Source organism: Uruburuella suis, from assembly GCF_022870845.1.
In the GTDB taxonomy this organism is placed as follows: domain Bacteria; phylum Pseudomonadota; class Gammaproteobacteria; order Burkholderiales; family Neisseriaceae; genus Neisseria; species Neisseria suis.
The window spans coordinates 607,123-629,609 of sequence record NZ_CP091507.1 but is presented as its reverse complement, the minus strand read 5'-3'; the positions used below and the strand labels follow the sequence as shown (position 1 = coordinate 629,609).

Annotated in this window: 15 protein-coding genes; 6 read left to right on the top strand and 9 right to left on the bottom strand. The window is 55.8% G+C overall.

The annotated features are described in order from the left end of the window. The first annotated feature begins 120 nt into the window (after positions 1 to 120). Together LVJ78_RS02765 and LVJ78_RS02760 are read left to right on the top strand one after the other, a co-directional pair. Entirely contained in the window at positions 121 to 1,245 is a 1,125-nt protein-coding gene (locus tag LVJ78_RS02765; RefSeq protein WP_132953432.1) for a methyltransferase, read from the top strand. A 356-nt stretch (positions 1,246 to 1,601) separates the two neighbouring features. Continuing rightward, on the top strand, positions 1,602 to 2,129 hold the full coding sequence (locus LVJ78_RS02760; protein WP_132953430.1) for an REP-associated tyrosine transposase: 528 nt from the start codon (positions 1,602 to 1,604) through the stop codon (positions 2,127 to 2,129). 449 nt (positions 2,130 to 2,578) lie between these two features. Here LVJ78_RS02760 and porB read toward each other — a convergent pair whose 3' ends face one another. Both porB and ppk2 read right to left on the bottom strand, forming a co-directional pair. Beyond that, on the bottom strand, positions 2,579 to 3,676 hold the full coding sequence (gene porB, locus LVJ78_RS02755) for a trimeric porin PorB (protein WP_132953427.1): 1,098 nt from the start codon (positions 3,674 to 3,676) through the stop codon (positions 2,579 to 2,581). A 774-nt stretch (positions 3,677 to 4,450) separates the two neighbouring features. Further along, on the bottom strand, positions 4,451 to 5,386 hold the full coding sequence (gene ppk2 / locus LVJ78_RS02750) for a polyphosphate kinase 2 (RefSeq protein WP_132953425.1): 936 nt from the start codon (positions 5,384 to 5,386) through the stop codon (positions 4,451 to 4,453). Between the two features lie 292 nt (positions 5,387 to 5,678). Between ppk2 and LVJ78_RS02745 the strand changes: the two genes are divergently transcribed. Continuing rightward, complete coding sequence (locus LVJ78_RS02745; RefSeq protein WP_132953423.1) at positions 5,679 to 7,472, top strand: bifunctional chorismate-binding protein/class IV aminotransferase; 1,794 nt, start codon at positions 5,679 to 5,681, stop codon at positions 7,470 to 7,472. A gap of 823 nt (positions 7,473 to 8,295) precedes the next feature. Here the strand turns inward: LVJ78_RS02745 and galU are convergent. The 5 genes from galU to msrB form a co-directional block, all read right to left on the bottom strand. Next, positions 8,296 to 9,168, bottom strand: coding sequence for a UTP--glucose-1-phosphate uridylyltransferase GalU (gene galU, locus LVJ78_RS02740; RefSeq protein WP_132953421.1), 873 nt, complete (start codon positions 9,166 to 9,168; stop codon positions 8,296 to 8,298). Positions 9,169 to 9,327: 159 nt separating this feature from the next. Then, on the bottom strand, positions 9,328 to 11,844 hold the full coding sequence (gene ligA / locus LVJ78_RS02735) for an NAD-dependent DNA ligase LigA (RefSeq protein WP_132953419.1): 2,517 nt from the start codon (positions 11,842 to 11,844) through the stop codon (positions 9,328 to 9,330). 510 nt (positions 11,845 to 12,354) lie between these two features. Next, positions 12,355 to 13,674: a cell division protein ZipA C-terminal FtsZ-binding domain-containing protein gene (locus LVJ78_RS02730; RefSeq protein WP_132953417.1), complete on the bottom strand. Its 1,320-nt coding sequence runs from the start codon at positions 13,672 to 13,674 to the stop codon at positions 12,355 to 12,357. 148 nt (positions 13,675 to 13,822) lie between these two features. Next, on the bottom strand, positions 13,823 to 14,392 hold the full coding sequence (gene ampD / locus LVJ78_RS02725) for a 1,6-anhydro-N-acetylmuramyl-L-alanine amidase AmpD (RefSeq protein WP_132953415.1): 570 nt from the start codon (positions 14,390 to 14,392) through the stop codon (positions 13,823 to 13,825). Between the two features lie 401 nt (positions 14,393 to 14,793). Then, positions 14,794 to 15,192, bottom strand: coding sequence for a peptide-methionine (R)-S-oxide reductase MsrB (msrB, locus tag LVJ78_RS02720; protein WP_132953413.1), 399 nt, complete (start codon positions 15,190 to 15,192; stop codon positions 14,794 to 14,796). Positions 15,193 to 15,402: 210 nt separating this feature from the next. On the opposite strand from msrB, the gene recC reads away from it, so the two are divergent. Beyond that, complete coding sequence (recC, locus tag LVJ78_RS02715; RefSeq protein WP_132953411.1) at positions 15,403 to 18,627, top strand: exodeoxyribonuclease V subunit gamma; 3,225 nt, start codon at positions 15,403 to 15,405, stop codon at positions 18,625 to 18,627. A 261-nt stretch (positions 18,628 to 18,888) separates the two neighbouring features. Next, on the top strand, positions 18,889 to 19,338 hold the full coding sequence (locus LVJ78_RS02710) for a TIGR01244 family sulfur transferase (protein ID WP_132953409.1): 450 nt from the start codon (positions 18,889 to 18,891) through the stop codon (positions 19,336 to 19,338). Positions 19,339 to 19,586: 248 nt separating this feature from the next. Here LVJ78_RS02710 and LVJ78_RS02705 read toward each other — a convergent pair whose 3' ends face one another. Next, a complete protein-coding gene (locus tag LVJ78_RS02705; protein WP_132953407.1) occupies positions 19,587 to 20,468 on the bottom strand; it encodes a prephenate dehydrogenase in 882 nt (293 codons plus the stop codon). 99 nt (positions 20,469 to 20,567) lie between these two features. After that, complete coding sequence (locus LVJ78_RS02700) at positions 20,568 to 21,362, bottom strand: 3'-5' exonuclease (RefSeq protein WP_132953405.1); 795 nt, start codon at positions 21,360 to 21,362, stop codon at positions 20,568 to 20,570. 162 nt (positions 21,363 to 21,524) lie between these two features. Between LVJ78_RS02700 and LVJ78_RS02695 the strand changes: the two genes are divergently transcribed. After that, positions 21,525 to 22,331: a DsbC family protein gene (locus tag LVJ78_RS02695; RefSeq protein ID WP_132953403.1), complete on the top strand. Its 807-nt coding sequence runs from the start codon at positions 21,525 to 21,527 to the stop codon at positions 22,329 to 22,331. Positions 22,332 to 22,487: the final 156 nt, after the last annotated feature.

Here is a 22,487-nt window from a genome sequence, read left to right as displayed (position 1 = left end):
AGGTACGCACGGCCGCATGCCGTAATCATACGCATGCGTTCGGGCGCGTTCCGCAGCAATCAAACAGGCCGTCTGAAAATAGCGTAAACTGGCGGCTGCCAATATATTTGACAAACCGCTATGCTTGATAAATATGATTTGATTTCCACCGGCCGCCACGATGAGCTGCCCTGGCGCAACGAAAGCACGCAAAAGCCGCCCAAGCAAGCGCTGTTTGTGCACGAAACCAATGCCGATACGGTGCTGAAAAACGCCCGCGAACACATTGCCAGCGTGTGGCGCGGCGATTTTCACAACGCCAAGCAAGTGCTGGCAGCGATGAAAAAGCGTTTGCACAAAAACAGCACACGCGCCGCCGATGCCGATATTCAAGCCGCTTTCCACCGCCACCGCATGCAGCAGGCGCAGCAAAGCCGGTTGCTCAATATGCTGGCGGTGGAAATCGGTGCAGGCTTCACGCTCGATTTGCCGCGCGCACCCGATGTGCGTGCCGCGCTGAACGATGTGTATGGGCAGGCCAACGATACGCCTTTTCTGCTGCCGCTCAACCAATTGCTGGGCTTTATCGGTGCGCACGAATGGCACAAAAAAGGCGTGGACATCCCCGCGCTCGGCGGCAAAATCCACGTGCCTTTCGGCGTGTTTTCCCCCTTGCGCGGCGAATATCTCGATTTATTGATGCAGGCGCCGTTGCCCGAATCTTGCCAGCACGCATTCGATATCGGCACCGGCAGCGGCGTGCTCGCCGCCCTGCTCGCCCGTCGTCGCGGCGTGCCGCACATCACCGCCACCGACACCAACCCGCGCGCCATCACCTGCGCCCGCGCCAATCTGCAACGGCTGGGGCTGGAAAAACAAGTGCAAATCGAAGCGGTGGATTTATTCCCCGCCGCGCGCGCCGATTTAATCGTGTGCAACCCGCCGTGGCTGCCGGCCAAACCCACATCCGCCATCGAAGCCGCCCTCTACGACCCCGGCAGCGCCATGCTGCAAGGCTTTCTCAACGGTGCCGCCGCCCACCTCAACCCCGGCGGCGAAGCCTGGCTGATCATTTCCGATTTAGCCGAGCACCTGCACCTGCGAGCGCCCGAATTTCTCAGCCAATGCTTTCAGACGGCCTCACTAAATGTGATCGATATTCTGCACACCAAACCGCAACACCAAAAAGCCCTCAACACCGCCGACCCCTTAGCCTTCGCCCGCACGCAGGAAACCACCTATCTTTACCGCCTACGCGCCAAATAATGCCGCCACATCGTAGGTACGCACGGCAACAGGCCGTAATCGTACGCATGCGATTGAGCGTGTTCCGTAGCAATCAAGCAGGTCATCTGAAAGCTTTGAGGTTTCAGATGGCCTTTGCTTTATGAAGGTTGTGAGGCTTCATACGTACGATTACGCCGCCTTTGGGCGGCGTGCGTACCTACAGCTAATCGTACCTACGACGGCTGCGCGCGAAGTAATGCGCAACATCGTAAGTGCGCACGGCCGCAGTTCATGCGTACGATTACGCCGCAAAAAGCGCGGCGTGCGCACCTACAGCGCTTAAATATATTTTCATTTATAATCACCTTTACACATTAAATCCGACATCTTGCAATATGCCGAATTACAAACGTATGCACCGCCCCGGCGGCATGTGGTTTTTCACCGTCAACCTGTTGCAGCGCAGGCACAATGATTTATTGGTGCGTGAAATAGAATTGCTCAGGCAATCGGTTCGAAAAGTGCGGGCAAGCCATCCGTTTGAGATTGTGGCTTGGGTGGTGTTGCCAAACCATATGCATTGCATTTGGCGCTTACCCCAAGGAGACAGCAATTATTCCACGCGCTGGCGGCTGATTAAAAGCCATTTCAGCCGCAGCCTGCCTTTAACCGAATATCGCTCGCCCATCCGGCAGCAAGCAGGCGAACGCGGCATTTGGCAACGTCATTATTGGGAACATTTGATTCGCGATGAAGAAGATTTTCAACGGCATTTCGATTATGTGCATATCAATCCGCTGAAACACGGCTTGGTTGAGCAAGTGAAAGATTCGCCATATTCCACTTTTCACCGCTATGTCGAGCAAGGCGTTTATCCGCAAGATTGGGCCGGCATAATTGAAGAAGGCGATTTTGGTGAGTGACTGCATGCATACGAATTAAGGGTGTTCCACAACCACAGCGTAGGTATGCACACCGCCCAAAAGCGGCGTAATCGTGCGCATGCGATTAAGGGTGTTCCACAACCACAGCGTAGGTACGATTAGCCGCCCAAAGGCGGCGTAATCGTACGCATGCGCTCGAACGTATTCCGTAGCAATCAAGCAGGCCGTCTGAAAGCAGTTGGGCTTCAGACGGCCTTTTGTTTCTATAAGTTGTGGGAGTTCATGCGTACGATTACGCCGCAAAAAGCGCGGCTAATCGTACCTACGGTGACTGGGTTTCAGACGGCCTTTGTTTTATGAAGGTTGCGAGGCTTCATGCGTACGATTACGCCGCAAAAAGCGCGGCGTGCGTACCTACGGCGGCTACGGTGGTGGTGGCCATAAAAAAGAGCCTGCGAAGCAGGCTCTTTTCAAGGCTAATCGTGAGATTAGAATTTGTGACGCAGACCAACCATACCGGCAGTGGTTTCAGACTTGTTGTCGCCGCCACCAGCACGCAGCCAGCCGGCAGACACCAAGGCAGTGGTGCGTTTAGAGAAGTCGTAATCGGCACCCAACACAACTTGGTCGTATTTGGTGATCTTACGCTCTGAATCGGTCAAACCAGCACCTTTACCTTTGAAGCCGTGGGCATAAGAGAAGCGTGGTACAACATTGCCGAAGCGGTAAGCAACAGTGGTAGCCACTTCATGTGCTTTCAGGCCTACGCTGTCATCGGCAGCAGCGATGTAGTAGCTATCGCTGCTCAACTGAGCAACATAGCTGTCATAGCTATCCCAACCATTGGTGTATTGGTAGCCCAAACCAACAAACAGGTTGTTGGCATCGTAACCGCCTTCTACTTTATGCGCTTGACCTGATTTGCTTTCGCCAGCAGTAGTCACATAAGCAGATTTTTTGTAACCGAAGCCGTAGCGGGCGAAGAAACCAGCGTTTTCATAGTTCAAACCGGCGTAGTAGCGTGAAGTGTCGCTGGCATCGTCAGCACGACCAGTAGTCACGCCTTCATTGCGTACTTCAGTACCGTTATCACGCGGGGTGAATTGTACGTTACCGCTGAAGCCGGCCCAAACCGGAGAATCGTATTTCACAGAAACAATGCGCTCACCAGTGCGTTGGAACATGCCCAAGCCCAAAGCGTTGTTGCTGTATTCCCACGGATCCAAAGAATCCATGCTTTTCAGTTGGGTTTCCAGCTTACCGGCACGGATTTTACCGAAGTTGCCTTCCAAACCGATGAATGATTCACGACCGGCCCAGTCGCCGTCGCCTGCAACGTTTACGTTGTTTTCAACCTGCCAAATGGCGTTCAGGTTGTTGCCCAAGTGCTCGTGGCCTTTGAAGCCGATGCGTGAGCCGAAGTCGGCGATTTGCGAACCGGTGTCGCTTTTGGTCTCTTTGCCATTAACTTTAGTTTTAGTTTGAGAAACCTCAACGCCGGCTTTGATTTGGCCGTACAGAATTACGTCGGCAGAAGCTGCAACCGGCAGAGCCGCCAGGGTCAAAGCAATCAGAGTTTTTTTCATTGCTGTATTCCTTTTCTATGTTTAAGAAATCAAACTTAAATGGGGTGATATGAAATCCATCCAAGCTTTTGCATTCATCGCAGCGTTAGCGATTTCATGTCTGCTAATATAATTGCTTCGTTGTAAAAAAACAAACTTTATCCGCCTTTTGCTTGGCAGTTTATGCCCCAAAGTGTGTGCTTTTTCCCACATATTTTATTTAAGCCCTTAAAAATCATAGCGATATAAAATCAGTAATTTGATTTGCAGGTTTACAACACAATCGGGGTTTGTGTGGCATTTTGGCACTTGCCGATGCGGCTCGGGGCAATTTTGTTGTTTTGTTTAATGCTGAAAACGGGTGTGGGCGGCTTAAAACGGGCATTGCGACCGCTTGGACGGGAATCGGCGGGGCAGCTTTCAAGGTAGGAATGTTTCAAGCGGGATGCATCATGCTTGTTCTGCGAACAAGCGTCGGATTAGAAAATCCGACCTACACGTTGTCATGGGAAAGGCCGTCTGAAAGAAAGGCTTCAGACGGCCTTGAACGCACAAGCCCGCCGGTTTGCTGAAAATCCGTAGGTCGGATACTTGTATCCGACATTTGGCCGCAAGGCCGAATAGGCACGATGTTTATTCTACAAAAGTGAAAGATGCTTGTTCTGCGAACAAGTGTCGGATTCGAGAATCCGACCTACACGCTATTATGGTAAAGGCCGTCTGAAAGAAAGGCTTCAGACGGCCTTGGCTTATCGCTTCTATATATATGCTCGATGTGCTGCTTTAATATCGGGCTTAATCGTCGAGCACATCAAAGCTGCTCTCTTTGGTGAAGGTGGTGCCGGGCACGCTGGCAATCAGGGGGTCGAGCGCGCCGATGGCTTTTACGTCTTTACCCGGATAATCGAGATGGTGCAAAAAGGCGCGGATGCAGTTGAGGCGGGCGCGTTTTTTATCGTCGGATTTCACCACTGTCCACGGGGCGTCGCCGGTGTGGGTGTGGAAAAACATGGCGTTTTTGGCATCGGTGTATTCATCCCAGCGGTCGAGCGATTGGATATCGACGGGTGAGAGCTTCCAATGTTTGAGCGGATCGTCGCGGCGGGAAATAAAGCGGCGCAGCTGCTCTTCGCGGCTCACGGAAAACCAAAATTTAAACAGATGAATGCCGCTGGACACGAGCATACGTTCGAATTCGGGGGTTTGGCGCATAAACAGTAAATATTCGTGCGGCTCGCAAAAGCCCATCACGCGCTCGACGCCGGCGCGGTTGTACCACGAGCGGTCGAAAAACACCATTTCGCCCGAGGTGGGCAGGTTTTGGATATAGCGCTGGAAATACCATTGGCCGCGCTCGGTTTCGGTGGGTTTTTCCAAGGCCACCACGCGCGCGCCGCGCGGGTTGAGATGCTCCATAAAGCGCTTGATGGTGCCGCCTTTGCCGGCAGCATCGCGGCCTTCGAAAATGCACACAATGCGCTGACCCGATTCTTTCACCCAGCTTTGCACTTTGAGCAATTCGATTTGCAGCTTTTTTTTTTCTCGCTCATACACGCGCCGGCTCATGCGGGTGCGGTAGGGATAGTTTTCGGGCAGCGGCGCCACGCTGGAATCTTCGGCGCTGCTGCGGCCTTGATGCTCGAGCACAGATTCTTCAAACACTTGCAGTTGGTCTTTTTTATTGCCTAAATCGATTTTTTCATACGGCTTTAATTGTTGGTCTGCTGTCATTTGCTGCTCCTTTTATTGGGTGGTTTCGTCTCTATTTATATGTGCTTATTTTAGCGCTTTTAACAAATATATACAAAATAATTACCGTTTTTGCCTGATGCGGCGGCGGTTTTGCGTTTGTTACAACCCGCCGCACGCTTTGCGCTATCTATAAAGCAGAGAAATGAAGAATGAAGATGCACAAGGCAGCCGGCCGCAAACAGCACAAGCAGCATGCCAAGGCGCGGCAACGCCGCAGCACTTTTTGATTCATTTCACTATATAATCGCGCTTTTATTTTGCTGCCTGCCGTATGCCTTATTTTGCCTTGCTCGACGATGCGGTGCGCGATTGCGCCACGCTTTATGATGATTATGTGGAAAGCCGCTTTTTGCAGGCCGACACGCTGCACGGGCTGGATGGGCTGTTGCAGCAAGGCTGGCAGCGGGGGCTGCATGTGGTGCTGTGGGCGGATTATGCTTTCGGCCACCCGCTGCAACATTTAAGCCCGCAGCCCGATGCCAGCCTGGCGCTGCATTGGTTTCGAAAATGCGAAACGGTTGCCGAGCCGGAAAAATGGCTGCAAAGCCGCTATCCCGACCATGCGCCCGCCGGCATCAGCACGCCGACAAGCAACACCGGCAAAGCCGATTATCTGCACGCGGTGGGCGAAATTCAGGCGGCAATTGCGCGCGGCGACACTTATCAAATCAATTACACCACGCGCTTGCAGCTGCAAAGCTACGGCCACCCGGCGCAGCTTTATCGGCGCTTGCGCCAGCCTGTGCCTTATGCGGCGCTGGCGCACCTGCCCGACCACAAGCAGCAGCCGGGCTGGACGCTCTCTTTTTCACCCGAATTGTTTGTCAACATTGCTTCAGACGGCCTGATTACCACCGAGCCAATGAAAGGCACGGCGCCGGTGTTGGGCGATGGCGGCGATGAGGCGCGCGCGCAGGCTTTGCAGGCCGACCCGAAAAACCGCGCGGAAAACATCATGATTGTGGATTTGCTGCGCAATGATTTGGGCAAAATCGCCACCACCGGCGGCGTGCGCGTGCCCGCGCCTTTTCAGGTGCGCCGCTTCGGCAGCGTGTGGCAGATGACCACGGCCATCGAGGCGCAGGCCAAGCCGCACACGAGCGCGGCGGATATTTTTCGGGCCGCGTTCCCCTGCGGCTCCATCACCGGCGCGCCCAAGCGCATGAGTATGCAGATTATCGATGCGCTGGAAACTTCGCCGCGCGGCCTCTACACCGGCAGCATCGGCTATCTCAAACCTTGCTCAAGCGGCCTGGGCTTTGAGGGTACGCTCAATGTGGTGATACGCACTTTGCAGCTCAAGCCGCTTTCAGACGGCCTTTATCAAGGCACTTACGGCGTGGGCTCGGGCATTGTGGCCGACAGCGAAGCCGAAGCCGAATATATAGAATGCCAATGGAAAGCGCACTTTCTCAACGCGCTCGCGCCCGAATTCGGCGTGTTTGAAACGCTGCGTGCCGAGAATGCTCAATGCACATTGCTGCCGCTGCACCTTGAGCGCTTGCAACAAGCCGCCGACGCGCTCAATCTGCGCCTGCCGCCCGATGCGGCGCCGCAAATCGGCCGCTATCTGCAAGCCTTGCCCGATGCCTGGCCATATCGTGTGAAAGCCTTGCTCAATTCAGACGGCCTGCATTTGAGCCACGCGGCCTGTGCACCCTTGCACGGCGCGCAATATGCGCTGATCGCGCCGCAAGCTTTGCCGTTGCACGATTATCTGCGCCGCTTCAAAACCACCCGCCGCGCGGCTTATGATGCCGGCTGGCAACAGGCCGAGCAGCAAGGCGCGTTTGACAGCCTTTTTTTCAACACCGAGGGCTGTTTGCTCGAAGGCGGGCGCAGCAATGTGTTTGTGCGCTTTGGCAGCGAATGGCACACGCCGCTGTTGGATTTGGACATTCTCAACGGCGTGATGCGCCGCGCCGTGCTGGCCGATTCGCAACATTATTTAAACACCGCGCACATTTTCGAGCGCCGCATCACGCAGGCGCAATTGCGGCAGGCGGATGAGATTGTGTTGTGCAATGCGCTGCGCGGGCTGATTCGCGTGGAATTGAAGATTTAGGTGCGGCTTTTCACAAGCGCGTATGCTGGCGCTGTGGTGGGGTTTCGGGTAGCGGGGATGCGATTCGTGCGTATGATTACGCTGCGCTAATCGTACCTGCGCATCAGCTGTTGTGTGCTATAGTGAAATGCAAGAAAAAGTTATACCAATTCAAAAAAGTAAGCTAACAAGGCGGCGAGCTGCAGACAGTACAGATAGTACGGCAAGGCGAGACAACGAAGTTAGGTTATTTTTTTGGATTGGTATTATGCGAAACTGCATGCGACAACGGCGTAGGTTGGGTTGACAAACCCAACGTTTCATACCAATCCGAAAAATAACCTTACAAAATAAAAGCAGTTCGGCTGCATCATCCGCGTAGGTCGGATTCTTGAATCCGACATTTGGCCGCAAGGCCAAAGCGATATGAGAGCCTTGTTCTGCGAACAAGTGTCGGATTCGAGAATCCGACCTACAGGCTGCCTGTTTGTATATTATTTTTTGAATGGGTATCTGATACCAATTCAAAAAAATAACCTTACAAAATAAAAGCAGTTCGGCAACATTATCCGTGTAGGTCGGATTCTTGAATCCGACGTTTGGCCAACGGCCAAAGCGATATGAGAGCCTTGTTCTGCGAACAAGTGTCGGATTCGAGAATCCGACCTACAGGCTGCCTGTTTGTATATTATTTTTTGAATGGGTATCAGACAGCTTGTCCGCTTGTTGGGTTTTCAACCCAACCTACCTGCTGTGTCACTTTTTTATGCGCTCCACTATGTGTTGAAAAAGGAAAGGCCGTCTGAAACTTTGTTCAGACGGCCTTTGATTGCCTGCTTTGTTTTTAAAACTTGTCGGCGTATTGCTTTAATAAGGTGCGGAATTCGGCGCCGGTTTCAGGGTGGTTAAGACCGAAAGCAAGGGTGGCTTCGAGGTAGCCCAGCTTGCTGCCGCAATCGTAGCGGATGCCGTCGAAAGCGTGGGCGAGCACGAATTCGTGGTCGAGCAGGCGGGCGATGCCATCGGTGAGCTGGATTTCGTTGCCGGCACCGCGCGGCAGGTTGGTGAGCAGGTCGAAAATGCGCGGGGTGAGGATGTAGCGCCCCACCACAGCCAGATTGGAGGGCGCATCTTCGGGCTTGGGTTTTTCCACAATATTGATGATGCGCTGATAGCTTTTGAGCTGCTCCACTTCCACAATGCCGTAAGAACCGGTTTGCGAGGGGTCGACGGTTTCCACACCGAGCACGCTGTTGCCGGTTTGGTTATACACTTCCACCATTTGCTTGAGCGCGCCTTTGGGCGAGTCGATTAAGTCGTCGGCCAAAATCACGGCGAAAGGCTCGTCGTTTACGGCGGCGCGGGCGCACAACACGGCATGCCCCAGCCCCAAGGCTTCGGCTTGGCGGATATAAAGACAGGTGATTTCGGGCGGTAGAATATCTTGCACATGCGCCAATAATTGGTCTTTATTGCGCTGCGCCAGCTCGGTTTCCAGCTCATAGGCTTTGTCGAAATGGTCTTCAATGCTGCGCTTGTTGCGGCCGGTGACAAACACCATTTCGGTGCAGCCGGCTTCCACGGCCTCTTCCACGGCGTATTGAATCAAGGGCTTATCGACAATCGGCAGCATTTCTTTGGGGCTGGCTTTGGTGGCGGGCAAAAAGCGGGTGCCCATGCCGGCCACGGGGAATACGGCTTTTTTGATGGGTTTCATGAGTTTCTCCAAAATATTTGATTCAATGGCTCCGACCTTGGCCGGGTGGAAAAGTTTGGCCGCTGCTTTGCGGGGCGGCTCTTTAATCGGCAATCTTAACCTTCGTATTATCCGGCTTCGCAGGCAAACTGCCAAGCGGCTTGCAAGTGTTTTAAACGGCTATGCGTTAAGCAGCGCCAATAATGCGGCTTCATCAAGCACGGCCACGCCCAGCGACTGTGCTTTTTCGAGCTTGCTGCCCGCGGCTTCGCCCGCCACCACATAATCGGTTTTTTTCGACACGCTGCCCGACACTTTGCCGCCGGCCGCTTCTATCATGGCTTGCGCTTCGTCGCGCTTGAGCGTGGGCAGGGTGCCGGTGAGCACAAAGGTTTTGCCGGCAACGGCTTGATTTTGATTGCTGCTGCCGGCCTGTTCGTTTTCAGACGGCATTTGGCTTAAAAATTGCTGCATCGCGTGCAATAAAGCCTGATTTTCCGCTTGCGCGCGCCATTGCTGCCAATCGGCGCTCAAAGCTTTGTCGTGCAGCAAACCTTCTATGCTTTTGCCGGCCAAATCCCACAATGCCTGCGCTTTGATTTCGCTGATTTTAAAGCCGGGTAGGCGCGCGAGCCAGCGCGCGGGCTGCACGTATTGCGCCGGCGGCAGGCTAATCGGCTGCGGCTGCGGTGCCACACCGGCGGCCAACAAATCATCTATCATCGCGGCTTGGGCAGGGTCGGCAAAAAAGTGCGCCGCCGAATGCGCCACCACGCCGCCGATATCGGGCAGGCAGGCGAGCGCAGGCTCGGGCGCGGCGCGCACATTGGCCAGCGTGCCGAAAGCCTGCGCCAATACTTTGGCGGTGCGCTCGCCCACATGGCGGATGCCCAGCGCAAACAGAAAGCGCGCCAACTCGGGCTGTTTGCTCGCTTCGATGCCGGCGAGAATATTTTCGGCCCATTTGGTGGGCGATGCTTTTTTCAGGCCGTCTGAAGCGGTTTGCGCTTCTTCTTTATCATCGGCGGCATTTTCTTTCATTTGCTGCAACAGCGGCACATTGAGGCGGTATAAGTCGGCAAAATGGTGCACCAAATCTTGCGCCACCAGCGCATCAATCTGCCGCTGCCCCAAGCCGTCGATGTCCATGGCTTTGCGCGAAGCAAAGTGGATCAGGCCTTGCGCGCGCTGGGCTTTGCACAACATGCCACCGCTGCAACGCGCCACCGCTTCGCCTTCTTCGCGCTCGATGCGGCTGCCGCAAATCGGGCAATGCTCGGGTAGGCGGTATTGCGGATATTGCGGCGCTGCGGCCTTTTCTTCTCTTTCTTTGCCGCCCGCCAGCCCGGCTTGGCCGAATAAATCACTTTGAAAGGCTGCCGGTGCCGATATTTGCGGCGCGGGCTTTTCAACACAACCCACGGCAGGCTTGCCAAACGAGAGGCCGTCTGAAAAAGCCGCCGGTGCAACTGCCTGCATTGGCCGGCGCTCAAACACCACCCGCACCACTTCGGGAATCACATCGCCGGCGCGGCGCACCACCACGGTGTCGGCCACGCGCACATCTTTGCGTTGCGTTTCGCCTTCGTTGTGCAGCGTGGCGTTGGTCACGGTTACACCGCCGACAAACACGGGCTGCAAGCGCGCCACAGGCGTTACTGCGCCGGTGCGCCCCACTTGCACATCAATGGCTTCCACCACGGTGAGTGCTTCTTCGGCAGGAAATTTGTGCGCAACCGCCCAGCGCGGCGCGCGCGAAATAAAGCCCAATGCCGCCTGCTGCGCCAAGCTGTTGACTTTCACCACCATGCCGTCGATTTCATAAGGCAGCTCGGGGCGTTTTTGCGCCATTTGCTCATAAAATGCCAACACGCCGCCTATCTTGCCGAAGCTGGCGTAGTGCCCTTCAGGCAGGCTGAAGCCCAATGTTTTCAGATAATGCAGCTCATCCAAATGCGTGTTTAAAGCCGCACCGCCGCTTTGCTGCGCAATGCCGTAGGCAAAAAAGTGCAGGCGGCGGCGGGCGGTGATGCGCGAATCGAGCTGGCGCAGGCTGCCGGCGGCGGCGTTGCGCGGGTTGGCAAACGCTTTTTGACCCTCGGCTTCTTGACGCGCATTGAGCGCGGCAAAATCGGCTTTCAGCATCAACACTTCGCCGCGCACTTCGATGGTTTCGGGCACATCGCTGCCGTGCAGGCGCAGCGGAATATTGGTGATGGTGCGCACATTGTCGGTAACGTCTTCGCCGCTGGCGCCATCGCCGCGGGTGGCCGCCTGCACCAACACGCCGCCTCGATAGAGCAGGCTGATGGCCAAGCCGTCGAATTTCGGTTCAATCACATATTCTGGCTGCTGCCCGGCCAAGCCGCCGCGCACGCGTTCATCAAAAGCGAGCATTTCGCTGTGGTCAAATGCGCCGGCCTCGTTTTGCGGCGAAAAAGCATTGCTCAGCGACAGCATGGGCACGGCGTGCACCACGCTGGCAAAGCCGGCCAAAGGCGCGCCGCCCACACGGCGGGTGGGGCTTTCGGGCAGACGCAAATCGGGATGAGCCGCTTCGAGCGCTTCGAGCTCTCGAAACAGAATATCGTATTCGGCATCGGGCACGCTGGGCGCATCGAGCGTGTAATACTCATAAGCATAGCGGTTGAGCGTGTCGGTGAGCTGGCGGATGCGGCGGGCGGTGTCGTTTGTCATTTGGAATTAGGCCGTCTGAAAATGTGGGGAAGGTTTCAGACGGCCTTGTTTATAGATTCGACAATTAAAACTTGAGCATTTGTAAAATTTAAGTAATTAAAAAGTAATAAGTTTTTTAATTAAAATTTCAATGTTTAATTGCCGTTTCTATAGGCTTAGGCCGTCTGATACCAATTCAAAAAAGTAAGCTAACAAGGCGGCGAGCCGAAGACAGTACACCTAGTACGGCTAGGCGAGCCAACGAAGTTAGGTTATTTTTTTGGATTGGTATGAAACCTTGGGTTTATCAACCCAAGCTACTCCGTCATAGTATAGAGCATAGTTTTGTATCACTTTTTCTTGCATTCCACTATACAGGCCGGCGCAAAGCGTATGGCACAGCCGAGCGGGCAGAAGCTGCTTCAACTGCGTGTGCGGCTGCGCCACGCCCTGCCTCATTCGCAATACCGACCCCATGGAAAGCGGGTGCATTTTATCATGCACCCGCTTGGTTTTTTGCAGATATTTTACTCAGGAAAACAGCCGAGCAGCCAAGCTGCCGCCGGGCTCGATGCCCACTTTCTGCATTTCATCCTGACGCGCCACCACATAGCTGCGCACTTCTTTGAGCCATTGGGTGGACAATTCTTCCAGCTTGTCGTTCACCAAATCGAGGCTCAGCGTGCTGGAGAGCTTCACGGCCAAATCCATAAAGCGGTTAAACTGCTTTTCGCCCGCGGGCACATGGGTGATGTCAAACAACATGCTGAAGCCGCGATAGGCTTGGCTCGAAAGCAGGCTGGCGGTAAACGGGGTGTTGTCGAGCGTAACCAAGGTGAAGAGCGGCTCGCCTTCTTCATTCGGCAGGCGGAAAGCGCCGTCCACGCCCAGTTCGAAGCCCAGGTTTTCCACGGCAGCGCGCAATTCCGTGCCGCTGATGCTGCCGCGCGACACCAAATGCATGGCGATGGTTTGGTCGACGCGGGCGCACAATTCATCCAGCGGCCGCGCCACGTTGAGGAAGGTTTCCACATCGGTGAGCAAAAGCGAGGCATTCATTTTTTCGGCAAACGAATTCACCTGCTCGCCGAATTGCTCCAGCTCTTGCGTGGTGGCCAAGCCGTTGCGGCTCACGGCTTGCAGGCCGATTACAAAGCCTTGGTAATACACGCTCGGAATCGGCTCGGCGATTTGGAAGCGGTCGTCCATGGTGCAGCCGGCAATCTGAAAGCGGTGGCGGCTAGAAAGGCGCGGAATGGCGTGCAGCTCTTGCGCTTCGCTCAGCGCGATATAGGCCATATAATCGAAGCGCGGGTCGAACCACGGCAATTCGAGCTTGGTAAGATCGTTTAAATGAAGCAGCGTTTTCTGCTTGCCTTGCAGGCGGGTTTGCGAAGGCGCCGGCGCATCGACGCGCTCGAAAGCAAAGGCTTCTTCGCCTTTTTCGGCTTCGGGCTGCAACACCGGCTCGACAAAATCATCTTCTTCCACTTCAATCGCGGCATCGGGTTTGGCGGCAGCGGCGGCGGCCACTTTTTCGGCAAACAAATCATTTTTGTCCGCTTGCGGCGCGGCCGGCTGAGCGATGGCTTCGGCTTCTTCGGCTTTCTGACTGGGGCGGGACACATCTTTGGTGCGCACCGGCTCAGCCGCCTCAGCCGCTTCGCCGCCCAGCGGCTTGCCGTCGCGCACGAAATCGGTTTTGCTGCCCAAAAGCGCATCTTTATCGGCATGGCCGAATTGCTCGCGCACCTGCTGGCGGTATTTGTTTTCCTGATACATATTGTACACAATCACGCCGAGGATAACCGCGGCGCAGAAAACCAGAATAATCAGGGTGATATCGCTCATATTTGTTTCAACCTGTGAAAGGGTTTGGATGATTTTGCTTTAATTGGGGGATTATAGCGAAATTTGCCCGCCATGACAGTATCGTGGCGCGATTTAAACCGCTATGGCCTTGCTTCGCCTTGCCCTGAATTGAAATCGCGCCGCCATATCAACACGCGTCAATCGGGCGCGCCAGCGGAAAACCGGCCGCAGCCAGCCTCGCCCAATCGAAAAAATGGCCGGGGTCGCTCTTGCGGCCGGGGGCAATATCTTGGTGGCCGCAAACGGCGCTGATCGGGTATTGCGCCATCAGGGCGCGCAGCAGCTTATCCAAACATGGATACTGCAAATCGCTAAAAGGTTCAAAATCGCAGCCTTCCAATTCGATACCGATTGAAAAAGCATTGCATTTTTCGCGCCCGCAAAAAGCCGACACGCCGGCGTGATAAGCCATATCGTTGCACGACACAAATTGCACCGCTTCACCTTCGCGGGTGATCAGAAAATGGCTCGACACGCGCAATTCGGTGAGAATGCTGAAAAAAGGATGTTCGGCAGGATTGATTTGATTGGTAAACAATTTTTCCACCGCGCCGTTGCCGTATTCAAACGGCGGCAGCGAAATATTGTGCAGCACCACCAGCGATGCCGCCTCGCCCGCCGGCCGCGGCTCGAAATTGGGCGAATCGAGCCGCCGCGCAAGCTGCCACCAGCCTTGCTGCCAATCGCTATTGTGCATGGTTTGGTTTCCTGTGTTTCATACTAATTCAAAAAAGTAAGCTAACAAGGCGGCGAGCCGCAGACAGTACAACTATAGTGAAATGCAAGAAAAAGTTACACAAAACTACATTTTGCAACGGCGTAGGTTGGGTTGATAAACCCAACGTTTCAGACGGCCTGTGGATTTGTTGGGTTTACAACCCAACCTACCTGCCGTATCACTTTTTTGTGCATTCCACTATAGTACGGCAAGGCAAGACAACGAAGTTAGGTTATTTTTTTGGATTGGTATCAGACGGCCTTCAGCTGGGCACAGTGTTGAGCCACAAAGCCGAAATATGCCTTTTTGTTTTTTGAACTACATTTCCATAATGTTTTCAGACGGCCTCTGCATGGAAACACTCAGGCCGTCTGAAAGCTTTATTTCGATTCGGCTTCAAATGCCATCGCCAGCGAATTGATGCAATAGCGCTCGCCGGTGGGCTTGGGCCCGTCGGGAAACACATGCCCCAAATGCGCATCGCAGCGGCGGCAGCGCACTTCTTCGCGCACCATGCCGTGGCTCAAATCGCGCACGCGGTAAGTGCTTTGCGGCTCGGCTTGCTCGAAAAATGCCGGCCAGCCGCAATGGCTGTCGAATTTTTGCTGTGATTTAAACAATAAAGCACCGCAGCAGGCGCAATGGTAATCGCCCGCCGCATCGAAATGGTTGTATTGCCCGCTAAACGGACGCTCGGTGCCCGCTTCGCGGGTGATGTGATACACATCGGGCGCCAGCTCGGCGCGCCATTCTTCGCTGCTTTTTTCAATTTTATCCATGTTGGTTTCCTCTGCCTTATAGGCTTTTTGGGTATGGTGGGTGCGGCCGTTTCGAATCATGGCACAAAGCACACTGCAAAACTTTATTTTATCCACAAGCCGCAATTCAAGCGCTCTGATGATTGTATCGGTGAAAGCGGCTGAAATCCAGCTTTGCCGCCGCCCGCCAAATCGCGCATAATCGGCCTATTTCCTTACCCACCTGCCGCCATGCTCTATCTTTATCAATCCAACCGCCTTGAAAACCTCGCCCGTGTGTTTACCGGGCTGCAAAAGCTGATGCCGCCTGAAAACCCGCTGGCAGCAGAAGAAATCGTGGTGCAAAGCCAAGGCATGCGCCGCTTTTTAAACCTGCATCTGGCCAAAGAATTGGGCGTGGCGGCCAATTTGAAATTCAGCCTGCCCGCCGGCCTCACCTGGCGGCTGATGCGCGAATGCCTGCCCGGCCTGCCCGAGCTGAGCCCGTTTGCGCCCGAAGTGATGCGCTGGCGGCTGCTGGATTTGTTTCAAAGCCAAGCGTTTCAGACGGCCTCTGAATACGCAGCCGCCCGTGCCGCGTTGCAAAGCTATTTGGCCGGCGGCCAAGCGGCGGCTTACCAGCTATCGGGGCAGCTGGCCGATATTTTCGACCAATATCTGGTTTACCGGCCGCAATGGATCAGCGCCTGGCAGCAAGGCCGTTTGCTGGAGCTGGGTGAAGATGAAATCTGGCAGGCCGAATTGTGGCGCTTTCTTGATGACGGCAGCAGCAACGCGCCGCACCGTGTGGCCATGTGGCAGCAGCTTTTGGCCGCATTGAGCGCCGATAAATTGCCGCAGCGCTTTTTTGTGTTCGGCATCGCCACCATGGCGCCGATGTATTTGCAGCTTTTAGAAGCCATGGCCGAGCATTGCGATGTGCACATTTTCGCGCTCAACCCAAGCAGCGAATATTGGGGCAATGTGATTGAAGCGGCGCAAATCCTGCAAAGCGGCGACGACATTGATTTGAGCCAGAGCGGCCACCCGTTGCTCGCTTCGCTGGGCAAGCAGGGGCGCGATTTCTTCGATGCGCTCGCCGAAGCGCACATCAGCGAAGAGCGCAGCTATTTCAGCGATGACGCGCAAACCGCGCCCACTTTGCTGCAACGCTTGCAACACGATATCCAAACCCTCAGCCTGCCCGCCGCCAAGCAGGAGCATGCACCGGCCGACAGCTCCATCCGCATTCACGCCGCCCACAGCCCTTTGCGCGAGTTGCACATTTTGAAAGACCAATTGCTCGCGCTTTTGGCCGAGCACCCCGATTGGCAGCCGTACGATATTGCCGTGCTCACCCCCAATATCGAGCCCTACAGCCCCTATATCGAAGCCGTGTTCGGGCAGGCGCAAGGCGGCGCGCAGGCTTTGCCCTATTCGATTTCCGACGTGAAGCTCAGCCGCCGCCAGCCGCTTTTGCACGCTTTGACACAAACCCTCGCCTTGTTGGAAAGCCGCTTCGAAGTGGATTATCTGCTGCCGCTGCTGGAAAACGATTTGGTGCTGCGCCGCTTTGCCCTCAGCCGCGACGATTTGCCGCTTTTGCACGACACCATCGCCGCGCTCAACGTGCATTGGGGCTTAGACAGCACCATGCGTGGCGAATTCGGCGCAGCCAGCAGCCTCTTTACCTGGCAGCAGGCGCTGGAGCGGCTGATTTTGGGCTGGATGCTGCCCGAAAGCGCGCACCCCGTGTGGCAAAACATCAGCGCCTGGCACGGCGACCCCAACCAAATCGCCGTGTTCAGCCGCTTCACCGTACTGATCCGCACCCTTGCCGACACACAAAAGCGCTGGCAGCAGCCGGCGGATATTGCCGCTTGGTGCGAACGCGTGCGCTGCCTGCTAACCGATTTATTTGCCCCCGACAGCAACGACCAACACGCCTTGCAACAAATCGAGCAGGCGCTGGCACGCTGGCAGGCCGAAGCCGAATTGGCGCACTTTGGCGGCTATCTGCCGCAACACATCGTTATCGAGCACCTGCAACACTTTCTCAGCGGCCAAAGCCAGGCCGGATTTCTGCGCGGCGGCATCACTTTTTGCAGCATGGTGCCCATGCGCAGCCTGCCTTTTAAAGTGATTTGCCTGCTCGGCCTCAACGATGGCGATTTCCCGCGCAACACCAAAGCCGCCGCCTTCGACCTGATTGCCCGCCACCCGCAAAAAGGCGACCGCGCCCGCCGCGACGACGACCGCTATCTGTTTCTCGAAGCCATCATCAGCGCACGCGAAGTGCTTTATTTATCCTATCTCGGCCGCAACATCAGCAACGACGAGCCGCTTGCCCCCTCCGCCCTGATCAGCGAGCTTATCGACACGCTGGCCGCCATGAGCGGGCAGCGCAGCAGCGAATGGGCCGCCAAGCATGTGCTGCAACACCCGCTGCAAGCTTTCTCGCCCCGCTATTTCAGCGCCGACGCCCTTTCAGACGGCCTCATCAGTAGCCGCAGCGATTACGCCGCCGCCCTCAACCAGCCCCAAGCCCAAACAGCCGCCTTTTTCAGCGCGCCGCTAAACGAAGCCGCCACCGATGCCGTGATTGAGCAAGAAAACTTTCTGCGCTTCTGGCGCAACCCCGTGCGCCATTGGCTGCAGCACACCCTCAGCTGGCACGCACCCTATGCAGACGAAGCCTGGGATGCCGCCGAGCCTTTCGACCCACCGCACAGCAGCCGCATCACCGAAGCCTACACCCAAGCGCGGCGCGCGCACCAAGATTTCGGCCAAACCGCCGGCCGCCTGAGCGCCGAGAGCCTGCTGCCCGAAGGCGAGCTCGGCCACTTGTGGCAGCAGCAATTCCAAGCCGCCGCCAAATCGCTCGACGGCGAATTATTGGCCAGCCCCAAGCTGCCGCCGCAGCCCTACTGCCTCAGCTTGGGCGAAAACACACTCGAAGGCAGCCTCGGCCACCTGCACCGCCACGGCCAGATTTATTTTCTCAACCGCGCACCCTCCGCGCCCGACATGCTCGCCTATTTGCTGCAACACCTGATTTTCTGCGCCGTGCGCCCACACGAACACCCCGAATGCCGCACCCATCTGCTGCTGCCCGGCCAAAGCCAAACCCTGGCCGACATTCCGCAGGCCGCCGCGCGTGCGCAATTGGCGCAATGGCTGGCCTATTTCCGGCTCGGCCAAAGCCGCCCGCTGCCCTTTTTCGCCAAAACCGGCCTCGCCGTGGCCGAAGTGCTCAGCAGCAACAAAGCCGACAGCCTCGAGCGCGCACAGCAAACCGCCCGCAGCGAATACCGGGGCAGCAAAAAAAGCACCGGCCAGCGCGACTATATCGAAGTGGATTTGGTATTCGGCCGCGACAGCACCGAGCCGATTGACACGCCGCTGTTTTGGAACCTGCTCGAAGATTTGCCGGTGCCGCTGCTGCGAGCTTTGCAGACAGAGGCCGGTGAAGAATAGCGCCTGCCGTGTTGAAATATAGTGGAATGCAGGAAAAAGTGACACAACGGGTAGCTTGGATTGAAAACACAACCAGCCCACAGGCCGTCTGAAACGTTGGGTTTGGCAACCCAACCTACCTGTTATAGTGCGTAGTTTTGTATCACGTTTTCTTGCATTCCACTATATGAACAAACCCCAGCCTGAGCAAACTTTATCCCGCAACTTTTTCAGACGGCCTATAATCAAGCCGTCTGAAACCCACTCGCCCCAGGAGCCCGAATGAGCATTTACCGACTCACCGACAACCTCTATATCGCCCCGCAGCTCACACCTGCCGATGCCGCAGAAGCCGCGCGGCTCGGCATCGGCCGCGTAATTTGCAACCGCCCCGACGGCGAAGAGCCCGGCCAGCCCGATTTTGCCCAAGTGCAGCAATGGCTGGCCGCAGAAGGCATTGATGATGTGCAGCACCAGCCCGTGGCCGCACCCACCATTCAAGCCGGCGATGTGGCCCGCTTTAAAGCGCTGCGCCAGAGCAGCCACACACCCGTGCTCGCCTATTGCCGCACCGGCACACGCTGCTCGCTGCTGTGGGGGCTGGACCAAGCCGCCGCCGGCATGCCGGTGGCCGAGATTATCGCCGCCGCAGGGCAAGCCGGCGTGGATTTGGGCAATTTCACCGAACGCCTGCAAGCTGCCGCTCATACCGATTCAAATAAACCCTTATGAATATTGCATGCAGAGGCCGTCTGAAAACCTTTCAGACGGCCTGTTTTATACCAATTCTAAAAAATAACCTTACAAAATAAAAGCAGTTCGGCAGCATCATTCGCGTAGGTCGGATTCTTGAATCCAACATTTGGCCAACGGCCAAAGTGATGTGCGTGCCTTGTTCTGCGAACAAGTGTCGGATTCGAGAATCCGACCTACAGGCTGCCTGTTTGTATATTATTTTTTTGAATGGGTATTATTTGCCTCTATTGCCGCGCCTGCCAATCATCGCGCGTGTGTTGTGCTTCTTCGAAATAGCGGTAAAGTGCATCGGCATCGTTGCTTTGCAGCAAATTTTGCAGATAAGCCAGCGCTTGCTGCTGGCCGGCGAGCAAATCGAGCAGGCTGTCTTTATTGGCCATACAAATGTCGGTCCAAATAGCCGGGTGGCTCGATGCGATGCGGGTGAAATCGCGGAAACCGGAAGCAGCGAAATCGAGATAGGTTTGGCCGTCGGGATGCTCGGCGATTTGGTGCACATAAGCATAAGCCAGCATGTGCGGCATATGCGACACGGCGGCGAAAATGGCATCGTGGGTGGCGGCGCTCATGCGGTAGGTGTGTGCGCCCACGGCCTGCCATAGGGTTTCAACGGTTTCGAGCGCACCCGCATCTTGCTGCGCATGCGGGCAGATAATCAGCTTTTTATCTTGATAAAGGCCGAATTGCGCCGCCAGCGCGCCGTGTCGGTCGGAGCCGGCAATCGGGTGGGCGGCCACGCAGCGCGGCAGATGTGCGCCCAAGTGTTCGGCAAAGGCGGTGAGCGCAGATTGCTTGGTGCTGCCCACATCGCTCACAATGGTGTGGACGCTTAAAAGCGGTGCCAATTGGCGGCAGATGTGCGGCAGCGTGGCCACGGGCGTGGCAATCAGCACCCAATCGGCGCCGCCCACGCTTTGGGCGTTAATCTCTTCAAAAGCTTCATCGATGACTTTGCGCTCGAGTGCGCGCGCCAGATTGTCGGCATCCAAATCGATGCCGACCACTTTTTCCACCAAACCCTGCCGTTTTAAATCAAGCACAAACGAGCCACCGATCAGGCCGACGCCGATCAGGGTGATTTGTTTGAGTGCCGGTGTTTGGGTCATAAAGAGGCCGTCTGAACGGGTGAAAAATAATGGGAAATGAAAATTGCCGCACAGGCCATCTGAAAGCACATTCAACTTTCAGACGGCCTTGCTTATTGATTAAGACCAAGCCGCCACAAATTCCGCCCAATGCGGCTTTTCTTCGGCCAACGAATGCAGATAATGCTTCAAGCGTTTGATTTCCTGCTCGTATTCATCCGCATCAAGCGCACCACCGAGCAGGCGGAAACGCAAATACATTAAATAAGTGTTGGCCGCATCGGTTTCGCAATAATCGCGGATGTCTTTCAAATCGCCGGCGTGATAAGCATCCCACACTTTGCTGCCATCCATGCCGAGCTTGCCGGGAAAGCCGCACAGCTTGGCCATGTCATCCAGCGGCACGCTGGCGCGCGGTTGGTAAAGGGCGAGCAAATCCATCAAATCGCAATGGCGGCTGTGGTAGCGGCTGATGTAATTATTCCATTTGAAATCGCGGCTGTCGCCGAAATCGCCCTCGCCCATGTCCCAATAGCGCGCGGCAGCCACGCCGTGTATGAGCGCGCGGTAATGCAGCACCGGCAAATCAAAGCCGCCGCCGTTCCAGCTCACCAATTGCGGCGTGTGGGTTTCCACCAAATCGAAAAATTTGGCAATCATGGTTTCTTCGCTGTCGTTGATTTCGCCGATGGTGCCGACATGGATTTTATCTTGCCCCCAACGCATGCAGCAGGAAATCGCCACCACTTGGTGCAGGTGGTGCTGCATAAAATCGCCGCCGGTTTGCGCCCGGCGCTTTTGCTGCGCAAATGCCACCACATCGGCATCAGACACGCTTTTGGGCAAATCGTGCAGCAGGCGGATACCGGCCACATCGGGCACGGTTTCGATATCGAAAGCTAAAATCGGGGTCATCGGCTGGTTCTCCACAGATGCTGCATTGTGGCACGAAGTGGCGCTTGCGCCAAGCTTGCGCACGCTTTTGCCCGCCTGCGGGATAGTTGGTACAATGGCGCACCGGCGCGCGTGCGCCTCCTATTTTTGATTGCGCCCTGCGCACCCCACACGAGGCTTTGCATGAACAAACACCTGCTCCATTCTTTATTGCCGCTGGCGCTGTTGCCGCTGGCCGCCTGCGGCCAAACGCCGGTATCCCACAACAGCGCCGCATCTGCCCCGGCCGCAACCAAGAGCGCAACGGCGGCAAGCGGCAATGTAGACAGCAAGTTGGCGCAAACGCTGACGGCCAAATTGGAACAAACCTACCAAGGCCAAAACCTGAAAGTGCAAAGCGTGCGCAACACGCCGATTGCCGGCCTTTATGAAGTGGTGGTGAGCGGCAACCAAGTGGTTTATGTCGATGGCAGCGCCAATTACATGCTGGTGGGCGACCTGATTGACGTCAACACCCGCCAAAGCCTCACCGACGAGCGCAGCGCCGAATTGAATAAAATCGATTTTTCCACCCTGCCGCTGGATATGGCGATTAAAGAAGTGCGCGGCAACGGCAAGCTGAAAGTGGCGGTGTTTTCCGACCCCGATTGCCCGTTTTGCAAACGCCTGGAGCATGAATTCGCCAAGATGACCGACATCACCATTTATAACTTCATGCTGCCGATTGCCAGCCTGCACCCCGATGCCCAGCGCAAAGCCGAGCTGATTTGGTGCCAGCCCGACCGCACCGCCGCTTGGACGCAATGGATGCGCCAAGGCAAAGTGCCGCCTGCCGCCCCCGCTTGCGATAACCCTGTGGCCGAAACCGTGTCGCTGGGCGAGCAGCTCGGCTTCAACGGCACACCCACGCTGGTTTTCCCCAACGGCCGCAGCCAAAGCGGCTACAGCCCGCTGCCGCAATTGCAGCAGCAGATTGAAGCTAACCAATAAGTTTTACGCCAAACATTTGAGGCCGTCTGAAAAGTTTCAGACGGCCTCAAATTTATACAACCCTTAACACCCATTCAAACAAGTAATACCCATTCAAAAAAGCAAGCTTACAAATGGTAAACCAATGCAACAAGACCACTTTTGGGGTGCAGTTCG

What these genes read in the sequence shown, in the direction of transcription:
- LVJ78_RS02765 (WP_132953432.1), top strand. Translation starts at nt 121, where the DNA reads ATGCTTGATAAATATGATTTGATTTCCACCGGCCGCCACGATGAGCTG.
- LVJ78_RS02760 (WP_132953430.1), top strand. Translation starts at nt 1,602, where the DNA reads ATGCCGAATTACAAACGTATGCACCGCCCCGGCGGCATGTGGTTTTTC.
- porB (WP_132953427.1), bottom strand. Translation starts at nt 3,676, where the DNA reads ATGAAAAAAACTCTGATTGCTTTGACCCTGGCGGCTCTGCCGGTTGCA.
- ppk2 (WP_132953425.1), bottom strand. Translation starts at nt 5,386, where the DNA reads ATGACAGCAGACCAACAATTAAAGCCGTATGAAAAAATCGATTTAGGC.
- LVJ78_RS02745 (WP_132953423.1), top strand. Translation starts at nt 5,679, where the DNA reads ATGCCTTATTTTGCCTTGCTCGACGATGCGGTGCGCGATTGCGCCACG.
- galU (WP_132953421.1), bottom strand. Translation starts at nt 9,168, where the DNA reads ATGAAACCCATCAAAAAAGCCGTATTCCCCGTGGCCGGCATGGGCACC.
- ligA (WP_132953419.1), bottom strand. Translation starts at nt 11,844, where the DNA reads ATGACAAACGACACCGCCCGCCGCATCCGCCAGCTCACCGACACGCTC.
- LVJ78_RS02730 (WP_132953417.1), bottom strand. Translation starts at nt 13,674, where the DNA reads ATGAGCGATATCACCCTGATTATTCTGGTTTTCTGCGCCGCGGTTATC.
- ampD (WP_132953415.1), bottom strand. Translation starts at nt 14,392, where the DNA reads ATGCACAATAGCGATTGGCAGCAAGGCTGGTGGCAGCTTGCGCGGCGG.
- msrB (WP_132953413.1), bottom strand. Translation starts at nt 15,192, where the DNA reads ATGGATAAAATTGAAAAAAGCAGCGAAGAATGGCGCGCCGAGCTGGCG.
- recC (WP_132953411.1), top strand. Translation starts at nt 15,403, where the DNA reads ATGCTCTATCTTTATCAATCCAACCGCCTTGAAAACCTCGCCCGTGTG.
- LVJ78_RS02710 (WP_132953409.1), top strand. Translation starts at nt 18,889, where the DNA reads ATGAGCATTTACCGACTCACCGACAACCTCTATATCGCCCCGCAGCTC.
- LVJ78_RS02705 (WP_132953407.1), bottom strand. Translation starts at nt 20,468, where the DNA reads ATGACCCAAACACCGGCACTCAAACAAATCACCCTGATCGGCGTCGGC.
- LVJ78_RS02700 (WP_132953405.1), bottom strand. Translation starts at nt 21,362, where the DNA reads ATGACCCCGATTTTAGCTTTCGATATCGAAACCGTGCCCGATGTGGCC.
- LVJ78_RS02695 (WP_132953403.1), top strand. Translation starts at nt 21,525, where the DNA reads ATGAACAAACACCTGCTCCATTCTTTATTGCCGCTGGCGCTGTTGCCG.